Annotated in this window: 13 protein-coding genes and 1 pseudogene; 1 reads left to right on the forward strand and 13 read right to left on the reverse strand. The window is 64.3% G+C overall.

Features of this window, described 5'->3' with window-relative positions; genetic code table 11:
* Positions 1-14 precede the first annotated feature (14 nt).
* The 6 genes and pseudogenes from DDA93_RS02860 to DDA93_RS02885 all read right to left on the reverse strand — a co-directional run bounded on the left by DDA93_RS02860 (position 15) and on the right by DDA93_RS02885 (position 7,456).
* On the reverse strand, positions 15-1,214 hold the full coding sequence (locus tag DDA93_RS02860; RefSeq protein WP_116778015.1) for an MFS transporter: 1,200 nt from the start codon (positions 1,212-1,214) through the stop codon (positions 15-17).
* Positions 1,215-1,296: 82 nt separating this feature from the next.
* Positions 1,297-2,979, reverse strand: coding sequence for an ATP-binding cassette domain-containing protein (locus tag DDA93_RS02865; RefSeq protein ID WP_019482086.1), 1,683 nt, complete (start codon positions 2,977-2,979; stop codon positions 1,297-1,299).
* Positions 2,980-3,167: 188 nt separating this feature from the next.
* On the reverse strand, positions 3,168-4,343 hold the full coding sequence (locus DDA93_RS02870) for a family 1 glycosylhydrolase (protein WP_019482085.1): 1,176 nt from the start codon (positions 4,341-4,343) through the stop codon (positions 3,168-3,170).
* A gap of 30 nt (positions 4,344-4,373) precedes the next feature.
* Positions 4,374-5,143: pseudogene (locus DDA93_RS02875) on the reverse strand (carbohydrate ABC transporter permease).
* Positions 5,144-5,252: 109 nt separating this feature from the next.
* Positions 5,253-6,182, reverse strand: a complete 930-nt coding sequence (locus DDA93_RS02880; RefSeq protein ID WP_019482083.1) for a sugar ABC transporter permease — start codon at positions 6,180-6,182, stop codon at positions 5,253-5,255.
* 2 nt (positions 6,183-6,184) lie between these two features.
* The gene (locus DDA93_RS02885; protein WP_024475643.1) at positions 6,185-7,456 is read right to left on the reverse strand and encodes a sugar ABC transporter substrate-binding protein; all 1,272 of its coding nucleotides are present in this window, start codon (positions 7,454-7,456) and stop codon (positions 6,185-6,187) included.
* A 133-nt stretch (positions 7,457-7,589) separates the two neighbouring features.
* Between DDA93_RS02885 and DDA93_RS02890 the strand changes: the two genes are divergently transcribed.
* Positions 7,590-8,219 carry a TetR/AcrR family transcriptional regulator gene (locus tag DDA93_RS02890; protein WP_035746769.1) on the forward strand — a complete coding sequence of 210 codons (630 nt, stop codon included), beginning with the start codon at positions 7,590-7,592 and terminating at the stop codon, positions 8,217-8,219.
* Here the strand turns inward: DDA93_RS02890 and DDA93_RS02895 are convergent.
* From DDA93_RS02895 to gcvP, 7 genes are all read right to left on the reverse strand, one after another.
* A complete protein-coding gene (locus DDA93_RS02895; protein ID WP_243400494.1) occupies positions 8,216-9,820 on the reverse strand; it encodes a glucoamylase family protein in 1,605 nt (534 codons plus the stop codon). The two genes, DDA93_RS02890 and DDA93_RS02895, sit on opposite strands and share 4 nt — an antisense overlap.
* 227 nt (positions 9,821-10,047) lie before the next feature.
* Complete coding sequence (locus DDA93_RS02900) at positions 10,048-10,860, reverse strand: methylenetetrahydrofolate reductase (RefSeq protein WP_019482079.1); 813 nt, start codon at positions 10,858-10,860, stop codon at positions 10,048-10,050.
* A gap of 3 nt (positions 10,861-10,863) precedes the next feature.
* A complete protein-coding gene (locus DDA93_RS02905) occupies positions 10,864-12,237 on the reverse strand; it encodes an L-serine ammonia-lyase (RefSeq protein ID WP_019482078.1) in 1,374 nt (457 codons plus the stop codon).
* Between the two features lie 8 nt (positions 12,238-12,245).
* On the reverse strand, positions 12,246-13,574 hold the full coding sequence (glyA, locus tag DDA93_RS02910; protein ID WP_019482077.1) for a serine hydroxymethyltransferase: 1,329 nt from the start codon (positions 13,572-13,574) through the stop codon (positions 12,246-12,248).
* Positions 13,571-13,954 carry a glycine cleavage system protein GcvH gene (gene gcvH, locus DDA93_RS02915; protein WP_019482076.1) on the reverse strand — a complete coding sequence of 128 codons (384 nt, stop codon included), beginning with the start codon at positions 13,952-13,954 and terminating at the stop codon, positions 13,571-13,573. Before gcvH ends, glyA begins: the two co-directional genes overlap by 4 nt.
* A gap of 35 nt (positions 13,955-13,989) precedes the next feature.
* Positions 13,990-15,096, reverse strand: a complete 1,107-nt coding sequence (gcvT, locus tag DDA93_RS02920) for a glycine cleavage system aminomethyltransferase GcvT (RefSeq protein ID WP_019482075.1) — start codon at positions 15,094-15,096, stop codon at positions 13,990-13,992.
* A 64-nt stretch (positions 15,097-15,160) separates the two neighbouring features.
* Positions 15,161-17,998, reverse strand: coding sequence for an aminomethyl-transferring glycine dehydrogenase (gene gcvP / locus DDA93_RS02925; RefSeq protein ID WP_019482074.1), 2,838 nt, complete (start codon positions 17,996-17,998; stop codon positions 15,161-15,163).
* Positions 17,999-18,044: the final 46 nt, after the last annotated feature.

Raw genomic sequence — 18,044 nt, forward strand, 5'->3', positions numbered from 1 at the left:
CGCGAGGGAAGCGGTCAGAGTGGGCCCGGTTGATCCAGTTTCTGGGGGACGGGTGTGCCCAGGGGATCGGCGTCGGTCCGGCGTTCGGCGGCAGCGGGTGCGACCAGGAATGAGGCGAGGACCGCCACCCCCACGACGAGCAGTGCGTTGCGGATGCCGACCACATCGCCGAGGAATCCAAGGAGGGGCGGTCCGGCCAGGAACGCCAGGTAGCCGATGGTGGAAACCACAGATACCCGGGCCGCCGCATGACGCGGTTCGTCGGCGGCCGCCGACATTCCCATCGGGAAGCCCAGCGCTGCGCCGGCACCCCAGAGCACCGCTCCCACCCCCGCAAGCGGCACGGTGGGCGCAAAAACGAAGATGATGAGCCCCACCAGCGACGACCCGAGGCTGATCTGCAGCACCCTGACCCGGCCATACCGGTCAATCAATCCGCCGCCCACAAACCGAAACAGGGTCATCGCAGCCACAAACACGCCGAATATGAGCGCGCCAGTCGCTTCGCTGGCCCCCAAGCCGTCGACGGTGGCCTTGGCCACCCAGTCGTTGGCCGCACCCTCGGTCAGGGCAGCGCCCAGCACCACCAACCCAATGAGCAGTGTCCTTGGCTCCAGCCAGGCAGCGAACCGGCTGGGCTGGGGAGTATCCGGGTACGCGTCGGCGTGGGAGATGTCCGGCAGGAAGTAGCGGGGCACCCAGAGGGAAACCACGAGGACGACGGCGGCAACCCCCAGCAGGTGGTAGGACAGGTCGACGTCGAGGTGTGACAGACCGGCGCCGACCATTGCACCAACGAAGGCGCCGCCGCTGAACGCCGCGTGGAACTTGGGCATGATGGTGCGGCGGAGGCGGTGCTCGACGTCGGCACCCTCAATGTTTTGGGCCACATCCCAGAGGGCAACGCCCACGCCGAAGAGAAATAGCCCGATCGCGGTGAGGGAGACCGACGTCGTCGTCAATCCGCCGGCAATGGTCACCGCCGCGAGGGCAGACACCACGCCGCCGATCCTGACCGTATTGGCGACCCCCACCCGGCCTGAGATCCCGCCCGCGAGGGGGAGGGCAATCACCGATCCGGCGGCAGCAGCCAACAACAGGGCGCCCGTCTCCCCCGAGCCGAGGCCCAGCACTGAGGACGCGGACGGGATCCGGGCAGCCCAACTCGCGAAGACCAGGCCGTTAAGGCCGAAGACGGCGAACGTCGCCCACATGGCCGACAAGACATTTGTTTGCACCAGTAAACCGTATGCGCAATTTTCGGAGCCGGTCTACTGCCTCAGCCGACCGTTTGGGTCAGCGGTCGCGCTGCACCCGGCCCTCATCCCAGACCGGCTCCTCAGTTTCGTACACCAAGCCGTCCGACCCGAAAACCATGAACCGGTCAAAACTACGCGCGAACCATCGGTCGTGGGTGACAGCCAGCACGGTACCCTCGAACGCGTCGATGGCCTTCTCCAGCGCCTCGGCCGAGTGCAGGTCGAGGTTGTCGGTGGGCTCATCGAGCAGCAGGAGCGTGGCACCCGAGAGTTCCAGCAACAGGATCTGCAGCCGCGCCTGCTGCCCACCCGAGAGGGAGTCGTACAGTTGCTCCGCCTGACCCGCCAGACCGTAACGGTCCAGAACTCCTGACGCCGCTTCGCGCGGCAATCCCGACCGGTGATCATCGCCGCGGTGCAGAATGTCGAGCAGGGTGCGTCCCAGCAGGTCGGGTCGCACGTGGGTCTGCGCGAAGAAGCCAGGTCGGATCCGCGCACCGAGCTTCACTGTTCCCTCGTGTGGGACGGGCTGGATGCTGACCTCGGAGACCGGTTCGTGTTCCTTCTCCGGATCGGTGCCGCCACTGGCAAGCAGTCGCAGGAAGTGGGACTTGCCGGAACCGTTGGAGCCCAGCACTCCCACCCGGTCGCCGAACCAGATCTCGGTGCTGAACGGCTTCATCAGCCCAGTGAGTTCGAGTTTCTGGGCGACGACTGCCCGCTTGGCCGTGCGACCACCCTTGAGCCGTATGGTGACGTTCTGCTCTATCGGGATCGCTTCCGGCGGCCCGGCCTCAAGGAACTTCGCGAGCCGGGTCTGGGCGGCGTGGTACCGGTTGGCCATGTCGGACCGGAACGCCGCCTTGTTCTTGTACATGTTGACCAGCTCTTTGAGCTTGAGGTGCTCCTCGTCCCACCGGCGCCGCAGTTCCTCGAACCTCAGGTTGCGGTCGGTGCGGGCCTGCAGGTAGGTTTCGAAGCCGCCACCGTGGATCCAGCTGGACGCGCCGAGCGCCCCAGGCTCCAGCGTGATGATGCGGGTGGCGGCGTTGGCGAGCAGTTCCCGGTCGTGGCTGACGAACAGCACCGATTTCTTGGACTCGTTCAGCTTCGCCTCCAGCCACCGCTTCCCGGGAACGTCGAGGTAGTTGTCGGGTTCGTCGAGGAGCAGCAGCTCGTCCGGTCCGGAGAACAGCGCCTCGAGGACCAGCCGTTTCTGCTCGCCGCCGGACAACGACGACGACGCCCGGTACTGTGCCCGGGCGTAAGGCACCCCGAGTGCAGCCATGGTGACTTCGTCCCACGTGGTTTCCAGTTCGTAGCCACCGGCGTCACCCCACTCGGTAATCGCGTGGGCGTAGCGCATTTGGGTGGGTTCGTCGTCGTTCTCCATCATGGCGAGCTCGGCGTCGTCGACCGCTTTCGCGGCCTTGGCGAGGGCTGGCGGCGCGGCGGAGACCAACAGGTCCCGGACCGTCGTCTCATCCCTGACCTGGCCGACGAACTGGCGCATGATTCCCATGTTGCCGGAGCGGGTGACGGCGCCTTCATCGGCGGTGACATCGCCGGCGATGATGCGCAGCAGTGTGGTTTTGCCCGTGCCATTGGGGCCGATCAGGGCCGTCTTGTGCCCGTCGCCGACCTTGAAGCTGACGGCGTTGAGCAACTGCCGCCCGTCGGAGAGGAAGTAGTCAATGTTGGAAACGTCTAGATGAGCCACACTTTAAGTTTGTCACCCGGAGGCAAACCGGCCCCCGCCTGCCACCTGGGGTGTTTGTCGCCGATGCGGGCTGCCCAGCAGCGAGAAACGGCGCTTGGGGTCAGGATTGCCGGTTGCAACCGGCGATCCTGACCCTTGGGGCCGTTTCCGTGCGGAATTGGCTACTGGGCAGCTCTGTGCGGAATTGGCTACGGGGCAGCGTCAGCCGGCTCCAGCAGCGAGTTCGCCGCGGCCACCCTCCCGAGCCAGCCGAGGCTTGGCTTGGGGTGCCGCTCGAACGTCTTGGCGTCCCAGCCGATCAGGCCGAAGGTTGGCTTGAAGCTGCCCCACTCGTAGTTGTCCAATGCGCTCCAGTGCAGGTAACCGCGGACCTCGATTCCGTCGTCGATGCACCGGGCAACGGCTTCCAGGGCGCCGCGCGTGTAGTCGATTCGACGAGTGTCATCGCCGGTAGCAATCCCGTTTTCCGTGATGTAGATCGGCACGCTATTGCGCTGCCAGGAATTTCGGATGCCGTCCTCGATGGCTGCGGGGTAGTATTCCCAACCGGTGAGCGTTCGCTCGGCGTCGTCGTCAATCGGCAGCGGACCGTCAACGCCCACCTTGGTTCGGGTGTAGGCCTGGACCCCCACCCAGTCGTCACCGACGCAGGCCTCCAAGAAGACGTGCTCCCGTGTTCGGCCGTATTCTTCCGTGACATCCTCGGCCCCCGGTTCAGCCTGGTAGGCCTGGGTTGCGACCGACCAACCGGCTTGCTTGCCCGCGGCCTGCAATATATCGACGGCACGGCGATGCGCGGCGATGAGGTTCGTAGTGACCTCGGGGTTGCCTGCGGGAAGTCCGATCGAGGGGAAACCCTGCTCTGGGTCAGCAAGAACAGCGACCATGTTCGGCTCGTTGATGGTGCAGACCAGGTCGACCCCCTCGAGCACAGGCAGAGCGTGCTGAACGTAGCGGGCAAACCGCTCCACCGACCCAGCGTCCTTCCACCCACCGGCCCGGGCGAACCAGATGGGATTCGTGAAATGGTGCAGGGTCACCATTGGGGTGAGACCGAGTTCGACGGCGGTCGCCACCATCCGACGGTAGTGATCCACGGCGGCGCGGGAGACAAAACCCTCTTCCGGTTCGATCCGCGCCCATTCGATGCTGAAGCGGTAGGACGTCAGGCCGGCGTCGGCCAGCAATGTCATGTCCTCGCGATACCGATGGTAGCTGTCAGCAGCGTCACCGCTCGGGGCCTCGACTGGAGCGCCGGGGAAATGACCGTGCTCCCGCTGCCACCAATCAGAATTGACGTTGCCGCCCTCAATCTGGTGCGCCGCCGTAGACGCACCCCACAGAAATCCGTTTGGGAAGTTCATAGTCGACTACTTTCTGCCGGCGGAAGCCAGCTATTTGATGCCTGTCAGCGCGATGCCCTGCACAAAGTACTTCTGCAGCAGGACGAAAATGAGGAGGATTGGCAGGACCACGACGACGGCGCCAGCATCATGAGGCCGTACTCCGCTGCATTCTGACCAACCGAGTACAACGCCAGGGCGACGGGCAGCGTGTAGCGGTCCTCGCTGGTGGCCACCACGAGGGGCCAGAGAAAGTTATTCCAGGACGCAAGGAACGTGAGGATGGTCAGGGTGGCGACGGCGGGCCCACACAACGGCATGATCACCCGGAGGAAGATTCGCCATTCACTGGCGCCATCAATGCGAGCCGCCTCAATGAGGTCATCCGGGAGGCCCAACATGAATTGCCGCATGAGAAAGACGCCCAGCGGTGCGATCAGGAAGGGCAGAATCAGCCCCGGATAGGAATTCACCAAACCAAGGTTGGCGGTCAGCACAAACAGTGGGACGAAGGTCACCACTCCAGGCACCATCAGCGTGCCAAGGACCAACATGAACAGGATCTTTTTCCCTGCGAAGTCCAGCTTCGCCAGGGCATATCCCACCATTGACGAGAAGATGATGTTGCCGGCTGTGACGAAAACCGCCACCACCAGGCTGTTGGTGAAGAAGGTGGCGAAGTCCAGCCGGACAAACAACTCGGTGTAGTTGTCGAGAGTTGGCTCCATGGGCCAGAAGTTCAGCGGGTACTGCCGAATCTCGGCCGTCGTCTTGAAGGATCCAAGGATCATCCACACGAATGGCAGGATCATCGCAATCATGCCGACTGCCAGCACAACGTACAGCCACAGCCTGGGGCGCTGCTGAAGGTGTGAGCGCTTACGGCTGGCGGGAACCGCAACGACCGGTGGTGCAACGGAGGTAGCCATGTCAGTCCTTCTTTCCAAGGATTCGGAACTGGATGAGGGACAGGATCACAATGGCGAGGAACAGGACGTAGCTCGCCGCTGAGGCGTAGGAATAGTTACCGAACCCAAACTGGTCATACGTGTACATGGCGGTCGAAAGGGTCGCATCGAGCGGGCCGCCACCAGTCATCACATACGGTTCCTCGAAAAACTGCAGGAACCCGATGCCGGTGATCACTGCCGCGAACAGGATCGGCGGCCGCATAGCGGGAAGGGTGACATTCCAAAACCGCTGCACGGCGGTTGCCCCGTCCATCATGGCCGCTTCGTGGTGCTCCCGTGGAACTCCCTGCAACCCGGCCAGAAAGATCACCATCAGGGTTCCGATATTGCGCCAGACCGCCATGAAAATAAGGGACGGCAGGGCCGTCAACTCATTTTCGAGCCAGTTAGGACCAGCGATGCCGAATACCCCCAGTAAGCCGTTCAGGAGTCCGTCCGGCTGCAGGATGAACCGCCAGACGATCGCGACCGCAACAATGCTGGTCACTACCGGGGCGTAGAAGCCCACCCTGAAAAGCGTGCGGAACCGGGTGATCCCGTTGTTGAGCGCCAGCGCCACCAGGAGGGCCACGGTCATGGTGAGTGGCACACCAACCAACACAAACGCTGCGGTGTTGACCAGGGAGCGGACGAACCGGGTGTCGTTGAACAGGGCGATGTAGTTCTCGAATCCCACGAAATTCACCCCGAACGGGCTTCGCAGGTCCCGGGTGGTCAGATCAGTGAAGCTCATGGCGAGGGATGCCACGATGGGCCCCGCCATGAAGATCACAAAAAGAATCAGGAACGGCGCAGCGAAACTCCAGGCGACGACAGTCTGCCGGCTCCGACGCGAGCGCGGTTTGCGCGACCGCGCCGGAGCTGGTTTTCCCGTTTGGGCGAGTGCCACTGTTACAGACCTGTCCCTATGCTTTCGGCCTGTCCCTGAATAGCGGCCAGCGCCTCATCGACTGTGGTGTCGCCGCGGGTGACCTTTTCAAGCTCCTGATCGATGACCGCCGACACCTGAGCCCAGGTCGGAATGGCGGGCGGTGCCTTGGAGTCCTCGAGCTGATCGGCAAAGACGCTCAGGTTGGGGTCCTCGGCGAAAGTGGGATCGTCGTAGGCAGCCTGGACGCTGGGCAGCGTGGTCGAAATGTCGTACCAGGCGATCTGCGTTTCGGGTTCACTGAGCCACCTCACGAATTTCCAGCTGGCGTCGCGGTTCTCGCTGTCATTGAACACAGCAAGGTTGCCGCCGCCGGTGAAACTGGTCCGCGCATCAGTGCCTGGGACCATCGCTACGTCGAACTGGTCGGCGAATCCTTCGCCGCCCTGCTCTTCAAGGAGACCAACGTGGAAGGGGCCGCTGAAGAAGGAGCCCACCTCACCGGAAATAAACTTCTGTTCAATCTCACCTGTCTCCAGCCGCACCGGATCTGAGATTCCCTCGGAGAAGAAGCTCGAGTAGTACTCGAATGCTGCCTTCCACTCAGGGGTCTCGAAGGTGAACTCGGAGCCGTCCTCGTTCATGATGTCCCCACCCTCCTGCCACACGAACGGTGCCAGGTACTGCCAGGAATCAAAGCCGCCCGGTGGCAGGGAGATGCCTGCCTCGGCGCCCTCCGCCTGGAGGCCTTCCGTGAAGGTCTTGAACTCGTCCCAGGTGGTTGGCGGTTCAACGCCGGCCGCCTCAGCCATGTCGGTCCGGTAGTAGAGGGCACGCGTGTCCACGTACCACGGGACCCCGTAGGCCACGTCGTCGACCACTGCCGTGCCCCAGGATCCTTCGAAGAAGTCGCCCTCATCGACGAGACCCTCGGGCGTCGGTTCCAGAGCCCCGGTTGCCGCAAACTCACCCACCCAGGTGGTGCCCAGCATTGAAATGTCAGGGGTCTCTCCGCCCGCGATGGAAGTGGCGATGCGGTCATGCGCGCTCTCCCAAGGGACCGGAGTGACGTTGATGGTTACGTCAGGGTTCTCAGACTCGAAGTCGGCGGCCAACTGGTCGAGAATCTCACCCTCATTGCCCATCGCCCAGATGGTGACCTCTCCGGTTGCGGGAGCGTCGTCGATGGGGCCACCGCCCTCGGGTCCGGACGCACTTCCCTCTTCGCGTCCGCAGCCTGTCAGTGCGAGTGCGCCGATGACGGCCACCGCGCTCCATGATCGCCATTGATTCATAGTCTTGCCTCCAGTAGGTGTGGTGAACACTCCGCAGGACACGGCTTTCGCCGTCGGAGTTCGTTGTCAAGCTACCACAAAAACCTTACATGCGGAAGGTTTTTATTTCCGGTCATGCGATAGGTTTTTGTCTATGACTATGCCCCCCGACCGAAAACGCGGCAGTTATGCCAAAGGCCAGGCAAAGCGCCAGGAAATTCTGGACGCTGCGCTTGTGGTCTTCGGGCGCAGCGGATTCCACAGCGGGTCCCTGCGGGAGATCGCCAAGCGGGTTGCACTCACACCGGCCGGGTTGATGCACCACTTTGCGACGAAGGAAGAACTCTTCACTGAAGTGCTGCGCCAACGTGACGAGCGCGTCAAGGATGCTGCCGGCGATGTTGCCGAAGACACCCTGCTACAACAGATGCGCCGGGTGGTCTCCTACAACCAGACCACCCCGGGGCTCACCTCGTTGTACACGGTGATTGCGGCCGAAGCCACCAACGCAGACCATCCGGCTCACGAGTATTTTGCTGCCCGGTACGCCGATCGGGCACAGCAGACGGCGAAGATCCTCGCCGACGCACAGCGCGATGGCCTGGTGCGTAGTGACCTCGACGTCCACCATGCGTCGCGGTTAATCGCTGCGGTGATGGATGGCCTGCAGCAACAGTGGCTGCTCGATGACACCGTCGACATGACCGCGGTCTTCGACGAGTTTGTCAGGGGATACTTTCTGATTCCGGCACCCGCTGGGGTGCCGGAATCAGAAGAGCGCTAGTTTTCGCCGAGGTTGGTGCCAAAGATTTGAGCCTCGACCAGCGGCCGGACAGCCTTCTCGAAGCCACGGTCTACAAAGTAGTCCTTCAGCCTGTCCTTTTTCTGCTCATTGAGGATCGCACCCATGATCATTGACTGGTCCAGGCTGAGATAGCGCTCGGCTGCGGTGCCACTGCCCACCGCGACCGAGTCATAGAATCCGCCGGGCCCGTAGGCGCCGAGATTGTTCTTGATGCCATCGAGGTTTTCCAGTACCGCCGTGCGATCGTACGGTAGGGCGAGGAATGCCGCGTGCGGCGTCACGACCCCGTCGCCAAATTCTGGCTCCGGGTTCGCGGCTTCCCGGCAGCCCTCGTACCCCTTGTCGACGTCGGTGCTCTCGACGTCGCTCGCGTAGCCGGTGCTGCTGATTCCGATCTCCTCGACCCCGTACTCGCGGTAGGAGGCGAACGGATCACTGGCGGGCGAGAAACCCCAGTACCCATAGCCGGCCTCCTCCAGGCCATGCTCAATGTGAGCCCGCACTGTCGCTGCATGGTTCGGCGCCCAGGAACGCTCGCCCCAGTCCGCCTCGGGGACGAAGAGGTCGGGCATCAGGGCTTCGAACATACTTCCGCCCCACGCCGGGACAAGTTGCATGCCGCGGTAGGAATATACCCCCTCAAAGACACTCACGCCAAGGTATTCACGGGTCTCACCGGTCGGCTTCTGCTCCTGCCAACCGAAGTCGCAGCCCCGATCCGGCATGGTGCGATAGGTCCCATAGTAGGCGGACGGCGGAATCTGGCCGTTGGCAATACCGAGATAGGTGGCTATGCGCGCCTCACTCACCGATGTGTCGTACCAGTGGCACGTGTAATAGACGTCGGGACCCTCGTCACCGTAGTTGTCGGGAACCGCACACCCGTCCCCGGGCGGCGCATCCCAAAACCCACCGCGGTTGAGGCTGACGCCCTCCCGGGCATTGAGGTCGTGATAAAAGCCGAAATCCATGCTGTCATAAAGTGCATCGGCCTGCCTGGCGAGGCGTGGTTCGGCCTCGGCCACCACCCTGAGTGCTGCGGCGAGCCAGCCGTTATCAACGGTGCTCAGGAATGGGTGAACGACGTCGCCGCTATCCGGCCAGGTCGTCAGCTTGCTGCCGTCGGTGGGTGAGTACCAGTTGTAGTACATCCCGCTAGGCTCGTGCACTTCGAGGGTTTCAAGGGTGTCGAGGGTGGTTGCCAGCCGGGCACTCGCCTCCTTCCGATCAATGATCTTGAGATCCCGGGCCGCAATGGTCGACCACAGATAGCCACCAATGTTCGTGGGGCTCGTGTACTCGCTTGGCGTGGTGAGATCGCCCTCGATATTGTCGGCGGGCAGTCCGGTCGCATCATCGGTCATCGCTGCGAGTGACAGCCAGGTGTCGGCGGCGTACTGATTCAACGGGTCGGCTTTTTTGCCCACATCGGGTCCACCTGCAGGGCCGGCGACAGCGGCCGAGGGAACAACGAGGGACAGGACCGCTGCGGTTACTCCCGCCGCGAGTGCCGCCCTACGTCTGACTTTGGGACTGGGGTCAAGCTGGTTGCGGTGGCTGGGCTGCATGGGCATTGGCATGGGAACTCCTTCGTTCATCCGATGAGGAACAGGGTTCCATAGAAACCTTACACGCGCAAGGTTTCTGCGTGGCTCTGCCGTTTTCCGGTCAGGAACGGCCGCGCGGGTCAGGTTGGCCGGTTGCAATCGGCCAACCTGACGCCGAGGGCCTTTTCTGGATCGGGTCACCGGTGATCAGCCGTGGGTCAGGTCGCTGGCGGACCGCCTCCCGGTGGGATAGGCAGTGGTCAGCCGACGGTGAAGATCCGACTGATCGGCGCAAGGTTGTTGAAGCTGTAAACGTGGAGGCCCGCGAAACCACCCGAGTCGAGGACTGACCGGACCAGCGGCGAGGGGTCGTACGACGACGGCGCCAGCACGCTGCGCACGAGCGACCCACCCCCGGTGCCGGTCAGGGACCGCCTGGCAAACTTCAGCGATGGACCTACACCGATGCGTGCGGCGAGTGAGATCAGCCTGGCACGGCCAACGGCGCCCGGCACCCCAGCCCAGAGAGGCAGGGTAATTCCAGCGGTGCGCAGCTCGGCCACATAGGCTGCGAGTACTGGTCCGGAGAAGCAAAGCTGAGTGACCGCCCAGGAACATAGCTCCTGTTTGGCCAGCAGCAAATCGGTGAGCTCCCCGGCCGATGCTCCCGGCCTGCCCTCCGGGTAGGCGGCAGCTCCCAGGACGAAGGACCCGCCGCCGATCGAGGCGATGTCCTCCATCAGGGCCCCGCTCCAGGCATAGGGGCCCGCGGCCGAGCCGCCGTCGCCCGCTATCACGAAGATGTCAGAAACGCCGGCCGCCTGCAGCCGGCTCAGGAAGCCAGTGAGCTGCCCGCGCGACGCGATGGATCGGGCCGCCAGGTGCGGGACGGCCTGATACCCGAGGCCGGCCAGGCGCACGGCAAGATCTACAGTTTCCTCGGCTCCGTGGTGCGGGAGGCAGGTGATCGTCACCACCGCGGGCGGCGGCAGGTGTTCCTTGAGCGCCTCGACGACCCCGCTACCCGGGATGATTTCCACCCGGAGCGGAAGACCCCCAGGGTGGTCAACCATGGTTCAGCACTCCACCACGTTCAGCGCCAGGCCCCCGCGGGCTGTTTCCTTGTACTTGTCCATCATGTCGGCGCCGGTGTCCCGCATCGTCTTGATCGCGACGTCGAGCGAAACGTGGTGCTTGCCATCGCCCCGGACCGCCATCCGGGCCGCAGTGATGGCCTTCATGGCGCCGACCGCATTGCGTTCAATGCACGGGATCTGCACCAGACCGCCCACCGGGTCGCAGGTCAGGCCCAGGTTGTGTTCGATGCCAATCTCGGCAGCGTTCTCCACCTGCTCAGGGGTCCCGCCGAGCGCCTCAGCCAGTGCGCCGGCAGCCATCGCGCAAGCCGACCCCACTTCGCCCTGACAGCCGACCTCGGCACCGGAAATGGAGGCGTTCCGCTTGAACAGGGCACCAACGGCTGTCGCCGCGAGCAGGAACCGGACGACGCCGTCGTCGTTGGCTCCCGGAACGAAGTCCACATAATATTTCAGGACCGCAGGGATGATCCCCGCGGCACCGTTGGTCGGTGCCGTGACCACACGGCCACCAGCCGCGTTTTCCTCATTGACGGCGAGTGCAAAGAGCGTGACCCACTCCATGGTGCTCAACTTGTCGTTGGGATCCTCGGCTTTTTGCTGCAGCCTGAGCTGGGTGGCTGCCCGACGTCGGACGTTCAACCCGCCGGGCAGGATTCCGTCGGTGGTGGATCCGCGGCGGATGGTGTCCTGCATGACGTCCCAGATTTCGAGCAGGCCGGCACGCACCTCGGCTTCGGTGCGCCAGGACAACTCGTTGGCCATCACGATCTCGGAGAACGATTTGCCGGTCGCGGCGCAGACCTCAAGGAGCTGTTCGCCGGTATCAAAGGGGTGCTGCACCGGGGCGGTCGCCTCGGCGGCGGGGTCCGCGCCGATCTGGTCCTCGTCCAGCACAAACCCGCCGCCCACCGAGAAGTAGTCCCGGACCAGCAGTTCCGACCCATCGGCTCCGTAGGCGTGGAACCGCATGCCATTGGTGTGGAAGTCCAGCCGCTTCCGGCGATGCATGATCAGGTCGACTTCCGGATCGAAGTCAATCTCACGCCGCCCAGCGAACCGCAGCCGGCGGGTCTCACCCACCTCATCCACGCGTGGACCGGCCGTGATGGGGTCAACCAGTTGCGGCTGCTCACCCTCCAGGCCCAGGATTACCGCCTTGACGGTGCCGTGCCCGTGACCGGTTACCCCCAGCGACCCGAACAGTTCCACCTCGACCCGCTGCACCGCATCCACCATACCCCGCTGCTCCACCAGCTCCGTGTAAAGGAATGCAGCCGTCATCGGCCCCCCGGTGTGGGAGCTGGAGGGGCCGATTCCAATTTTGAACAAGTCAAAGGCGCTAATAGGCATGGGGTTCCTTAGCTGTGATTCTGAGTGCCCGCACCGAAAGGCACGACGTCGGCATACAGCGGGTGTTGGGCGGCCAGCGCCTGAACCCGCTGGGTGAGTGACGTGAGGTCGGCATCGGCGGGAGCGATGAGGGCCTCAGCAATGATGTTGGCCACCTCGGTGAACGCTGCGGCCTCAAATCCGCGGCTCGCGAGTGCTGGCGTGCCGATGCGCAGCCCCGACGTGACCATGGGTGGGCGGGGATCGAAGGGCACCGCATTGCGGTTCACGGTGATGTCGATCTGCGCCAACCGGTCTTCGGCCTGCTGGCCGTCGAGCTCGCAGTCACGCAGGTCCACGAGCACCAGGTGTACGTCGGTACCTCCGCTGACCACTGAGATGCCGTGCGCGGCGACGTCCGGCTGAGTGAGCCGGTCGGCAAGGATCCGGGCGCCGTCCAGGATGCGCTGCTGGCGTTCCTTGAACTCGGCTGATGCCGCGATCTTGAAGGCGACGGCCTTACCCGCGATGACATGCTCGAGGGGTCCGCCCTGCTGTCCCGGGAAGACCGCTGAGTTGATCTTCTTCGCAATATCAGCATCGTTGCTGAGGATGATTCCACCGCGCGGGCCAGCGAGGGTCTTGTGCGTGGTCGAGGTGGTGACGTGGGCGTGCTGCACGGGGCTGGGGTGGAGTCCCGCCGCGACCAGACCGGCGAAATGCGCCATGTCGACCATGAGGTAGGCGCCCACCTCGTCGGCGATGCTCCTGAACCGTTCAAAGTCGAGCTGCCGTGCGTAGGCGGACCAGCCGGCCACAATGAGCTGCGGCTTGTGCTCGCGGGCCAGGCGTTCGACGTCGTCCATGTCCACCCGGTAGTCATCGGCCCGCACCTGGTACGGGACCACGTTGTAGAGCCGGCCGGAGAAATTGATCCGCATGCCGTGGGTCAGGTGGCCGCCGTGGGCCAGGTTCAGGCCCATGATGGTGTCGCCGGGCTTGATCAGGGCGTGCATGACGGCGGCATTCGCCTGTGCTCCGGAGTGGGGCTGGACGTTGGCGAATGCCGCGCCGAAGAGGGCCTTTGCCCGGTCGATGGCAAGCTGCTCGAGCACGTCGACGTGCTCGCAGCCACCGTAATAGCGACGGCCCGGGTAGCCCTCGGCGTACTTGTTGGTCAGCACCGAGCCCTGCGCCTGCATCACCGCGACCGAGGTGTGGTTTTCGGAGGCGATCATCTCCAGTCCGTTGCGCTGCCGGGTGAGCTCAGCGTCGATGCTGCGCGCCACCTCCGGATCCAGATCGGCGAGATTCGCGTTCAGGTGGCCAATGGTGTCCAGCTCGGTCAGGGTGCTCATGCGTCTATCCCGTTCTTCGTGGCGTATTCCTCGGCGGACAGCAGGGGGCCCTCGCTGGCGACGGTGACCTTGAACAACCAGCCAGCTCCGTAGGGATCCTCGTTCAGAATGCCCGGGTTGTCGACGGCGTCCTGGTTGATCTCGGTGACCTCTCCCGTCACGGGAGCGTAAAGGTCGGAGACGGATTTGGTCGACTCAACTTCGCCGCAACTTTCGCCAGCGGTCACCGTGTCGCCCACCTCGGGGAGGCTGACATAGACAACGTCGCCGAGCGCGTCGGCGGCGATGGCTGACACGCCGACGGTGGCCGCGCCGTCTGCTGGGGTGTGGATCCATTCGTGCTCGGCTGAGTAGCGGAGACCTGATTTAATGATGCTCACGTGGGTATATACCTTTCAGGGTATGTAAAGTCTGGCTATTTTTGGCGGCGGTAGAACGGCGTGGCAACCACCGTGAACGGTTCTGGCTTCCCTCGGAGATCAACCTGTACCTCGGTGCCCGGCTCGGCCAGTTCGGTCTTCACATAAGCCATCGCCACAGGGTAGCCAAGGGTGGGGCTGGGCAGGCCCGACGTCACGGTCCCCACGACCGAGCCGTCGACGACGACGTCGTACCCGGCGCGGGCCGACCGGCGTCCGGCGCCCTGCAGACCGACCAGTTTCCGTTCCAGCGTGGCTTCTTTAAGAGGCTCCAGCACCGACCTCCCGACGAAGTCCTCGGTCTTTTTGAGGCTGACCACTCCGCCGAGTCCTGCTTCGAACGGGTTGGTGTCCAGGCCGAGCTCGTTGCCGTAGAGCGGCATGCCCGCTTCCAGGCGTAGCGAATCCCGTGAGGCGAGACCGCAGGGTGCCAGCTGATGCTGGGCTCCGGCCGCGGCGACCGCTTTCCACAGCTGTACTGCCTCGGGGTTGCCGATGAATAGTTCGAAGCCGTCTTCGCCGGTGTATCCGGTGCGGGCCAGGAGGACCTGCAGACCCGCCAGCTCCACCTCGACGGCCGCGTAATACAACAGGTCAGTGATCAGTTGACGTGACCCAGTAGCGGCGATCTCCAGCAGGATTGCTTCGGCTGCGGGACCCTGAACGGCAATCAGTGCCGTGCTCTCGGAAACGTCCTCCACTGTCACATCGAAGGTGGCGGCCCGTTCCTGCAGGGCGGCAGCGACCGTGTCGGCGTTGCTGGCGTTGGGAACCACGAGGTACCGGTCGTCTGCCCGACGGTAGACGATCAGGTCATCGATCACGCCACCATCCTCGGTGCAGATCAGCGAGTACTTGGCTTTGCCGACGGCGATGGCGGCGAAGTTGCCCACCAGCGCATAGTTCAGGAACTCGGCGGCCTGTGCTCCCGAGACCCAGATTTCGCCCATGTGGGAGAGGTCGAAAAGTCCTGCGGCGCGCCGGACCGTGTGGTGTTCCTCGAGCTCGCTGCGGTACTTCAGGGGCATCTGCCAGCCACCGAAGTCGGTGAAACTGGCTCCGAGCAATTCATGTTCGGCGTACAGGGCTGTCTGCTTGGTCATGGTGATCCTTCCAATCGAGCGTGTGGGTCAACCCGGACAGCCGGCGGCTGCGCGGGGACTAGCTTCAGTCTTCGAAGTCCTCGATGGGCGGGCAGGAGCACACCAGATTGCGGTCGCCGTGCGCGCCGTCAATGCGTCGGACCGGCGGGAAGTACTTGTTGTGCTTCAGCGCGCGGACCGGGTACGCGGCCAACTCCCGGGGGTACGCCTGGTCCCAGGTGTCGCTGATCAGGGCGAATGCCGTATGCGGTGCCTGCCGGAGCGGGCTCTGCTCCAGCGAGTACTTGCCCGCCTGCACCTGGTCGATCTCACCCTTGATCGCGATCATGGCGTCGATGAACCGGTCCAGTTCGCCAATGTCCTCGGACTCCGTGGGCTCGACCATCAGGGTTCCGGCCACGGGGAAGCTCAGGGTCGGAGCGTGGAATCCGTAGTCGATGAGCCGCTTGGCGACGTCTTCGGCGGTCACTCCGGTGGCAGCGGTCAGGGGCCGCAGGTCCAGGATGCATTCGTGCGCGACCAGACCCTTCTCGCCCGAGTAAAGCACGGGGAAGTGTTCAGTCAGGCGAGCCGCAACATAGTTGGCGGCCAGCAGCGCATGCCCGGTCGCTGAGGTGAGGCCCTCGGCTCCCATCAGAGCCACATAGGCCCAGGAAATCGGCAGCACCCCGGCGGAACCGTACCGTGAGGCGGAGATCGGAACCCCCGCATCCCCGCTCTCGGGTGCTGCGGCGTCGCCGGGCAGGAACGGTGCCAGGTGCTCGGCAACAGCCACCGGGCCCACGCCCGGTCCGCCGCCACCGTGGGGGATGCAGAAGGTCTTGTGCAGGTTCAGGTGCGACACGTCGCCGCCGAACTCACCGGGCTTCGCGAGGCCCACCAGGGCGTTGAGGTTGGCGCCGTCGATGTAGACCTGGCCGCCGGCGTCGTGCACCTGCGAGCAGACCCACCTGACGTCTTCCTCAAACACACCGTGCGTGGAGGGGTAGGTGATCATGATGGCCGAGAGCTGCTCGGCGTGCTGGGCGATCTTCGCCTTGAGGTCGTCGTGGTCGATATTGCCGTTGTTGGCTGTCTTGACCACCACAACCTTCATCCCGGACAGCACTGCCGAGGCCGCGTTGGTGCCGTGGGCGGAGGAAGGGATCAGGCAAACGTTGCGATCCTGGTCCCCGCGCGAGAGGTGGTAGCCACGGATGGCAAGCAGCCCCGCCAGTTCGCCCTGCGAGCCGGCGTTGGGTTGGATGGACACCTTGGCGTAGCCGGTGATTTCGGCGAGCTTGTCCTCAAGATCCTCGATCAGCCACCGCCAGCCTTCGGTCTGGTGCGCGGGGGCGAACGGGTGGATGGTGGCGAATTCAGGCCAGGAGATCGGCTCCATCTCCACTGTGGCGTTGAGCTTCATGGTGCATGAACCCAGTGGAATCATGGTGCGGTCCAGCGCCAGGTCCTTGTCGGAGAGGCGGCGCAGGTACCGCAGTAGCTGGGTTTCCGAGCGGTGGCTGGAGAAGACCGGGTGCGTCAGATAGGTCGAGGTGCGGACCAGGTCGGCTGGGACCCCGGCGTGCCCGTGGATCTCGGCAAGTTGTTCGACGCCGAACACGCCCGCAAGGGTTGCGAGGTGCTCGTCGGTGGTGGTCTCGTCGCAGGAGACGCCGAGGTGATCCTCGTCTACCAGGCGAAGGTTGATGCCCGCAGCCTCGGCTTTGACCTGGAACTCCTTGGCCCTGCCAGGGACGTTGATCAGGATGGTGTCGAAGAAGTCGGCGTGGACAACTGTGACGGTATCGGCGAGCGTCGCAGCCAACCGGGCGGCGTGTGAGTGCACGCGCGCGGCAATCGCCTTCAGTCCATCGGGGCCGTGATAGACCGCGTACATGCTGGCGACGATAGCCAGCAGCGCCTGAGCGGTACAGATGTTCGACGTCGCCTTCTCCCGCCTGATGTGCTGCTCACGGGTCTGCAGCGCGAGGCGGTAGGCGGGTGCGCCGTCGGCGTCCTTCGACACCCCGACCAGCCGCCCGGGAAGCATCCGCTCAAGGCCCTTACGGACCGCCATGTACGCGGCGTGGGGGCCGCCGAAGAAGAGGGGTACACCGAATCGCTGGGCCGACCCGACGGCGATGTCGGCGTCCTGCTCGCCCGGAGGTGTGATCAGGGTCAGCGCCAGCAGGTCGGCCGCCACGGTGACGAGGGCGCCGCCGTCGTGCGCTGCGGCGATCACTGACCGGTGGTCACGGAGGGCACCCGAGGCGCCGGGCTGCTGCAGGATGACGCCGTTGATATCACCGTCGGGCAGTCCCTGGCTGAGATCCGCCACCTCCACCTCGAAGCCGAGTGCTTCGGCGCGGCCGCGGACGACGGCGATCGTCTGCGGCAGGCAGTCGGCGTCGAGCACCGTCTTGCCCTTGTTTTTGCCGGACCGGCGCATCAGGAGCGCAGCTTCAGCGACGGCTGAGGCTTCGTCGAGGAGTGAAGCGTTGGCGATGGGCAGGGCGGTGAGGTCCTGCACCATGGTCTGGAAGTTCAGCAGGGCTTCCAACCGGCCCTGGGAAATCTCCGGCTGGTACGGGGTGTACGCGGTGTACCAGGCGGGGGCCTCGAGGACGTTCCGGCGGATGACCGGTGGCGTCACGGTGTCGAAGTAGCCCTGGCCGATCATCTGGACGGCAGTCGTGTTCTGACCGGCGATGTCGCGCAGCTGCGCCAGAACCTGGGACTCACTCAGCGCGGCTGGGAGGTTCAGCGGCTCGGCCGAGCGGATATTGGCGGGGACCGCAACCTCCACCAGTTTGTCGAGACTGGGGTAGCCGAGCAGGCTGAGCATCTGGGCGGCGTCGGTGGAGCGTGGGCCGATATGGCGATCGGCGAAGGTTGATTCGGTGAGGGGCTGAGCGGTCATGGGAACTCCCTTGATGAGGTCCGGGCGTCGGCGTCTGCCCGGATTA

Source organism: Arthrobacter sp. Bz4 (genome assembly GCF_003075455.1).
Lineage (GTDB): Bacteria > Actinomycetota > Actinomycetes > Actinomycetales > Micrococcaceae > Arthrobacter_D.

What these genes read in the sequence shown, in the direction of transcription:
- gcvP (WP_019482074.1), bottom strand. Translation starts at nt 17,998, where the DNA reads ATGACCGCTCAGCCCCTCACCGAATCAACCTTCGCCGATCGCCATATC.
- DDA93_RS02905 (WP_019482078.1), bottom strand. Translation starts at nt 12,237, where the DNA reads ATGCCTATTAGCGCCTTTGACTTGTTCAAAATTGGAATCGGCCCCTCC.
- DDA93_RS02885 (WP_024475643.1), bottom strand. Translation starts at nt 7,456, where the DNA reads ATGAATCAATGGCGATCATGGAGCGCGGTGGCCGTCATCGGCGCACTC.
- DDA93_RS02900 (WP_019482079.1), bottom strand. Translation starts at nt 10,860, where the DNA reads ATGGTTGACCACCCTGGGGGTCTTCCGCTCCGGGTGGAAATCATCCCG.
- DDA93_RS02890 (WP_035746769.1), top strand. Translation starts at nt 7,590, where the DNA reads ATGACTATGCCCCCCGACCGAAAACGCGGCAGTTATGCCAAAGGCCAG.
- DDA93_RS02860 (WP_116778015.1), bottom strand. Translation starts at nt 1,214, where the DNA reads ATGTGGGCGACGTTCGCCGTCTTCGGCCTTAACGGCCTGGTCTTCGCG.
- gcvT (WP_019482075.1), bottom strand. Translation starts at nt 15,096, where the DNA reads ATGACCAAGCAGACAGCCCTGTACGCCGAACATGAATTGCTCGGAGCC.
- glyA (WP_019482077.1), bottom strand. Translation starts at nt 13,574, where the DNA reads ATGAGCACCCTGACCGAGCTGGACACCATTGGCCACCTGAACGCGAAT.
- DDA93_RS02895 (WP_243400494.1), bottom strand. Translation starts at nt 9,820, where the DNA reads ATGCCAATGCCCATGCAGCCCAGCCACCGCAACCAGCTTGACCCCAGT.
- DDA93_RS02870 (WP_019482085.1), bottom strand. Translation starts at nt 4,343, where the DNA reads ATGAACTTCCCAAACGGATTTCTGTGGGGTGCGTCTACGGCGGCGCAC.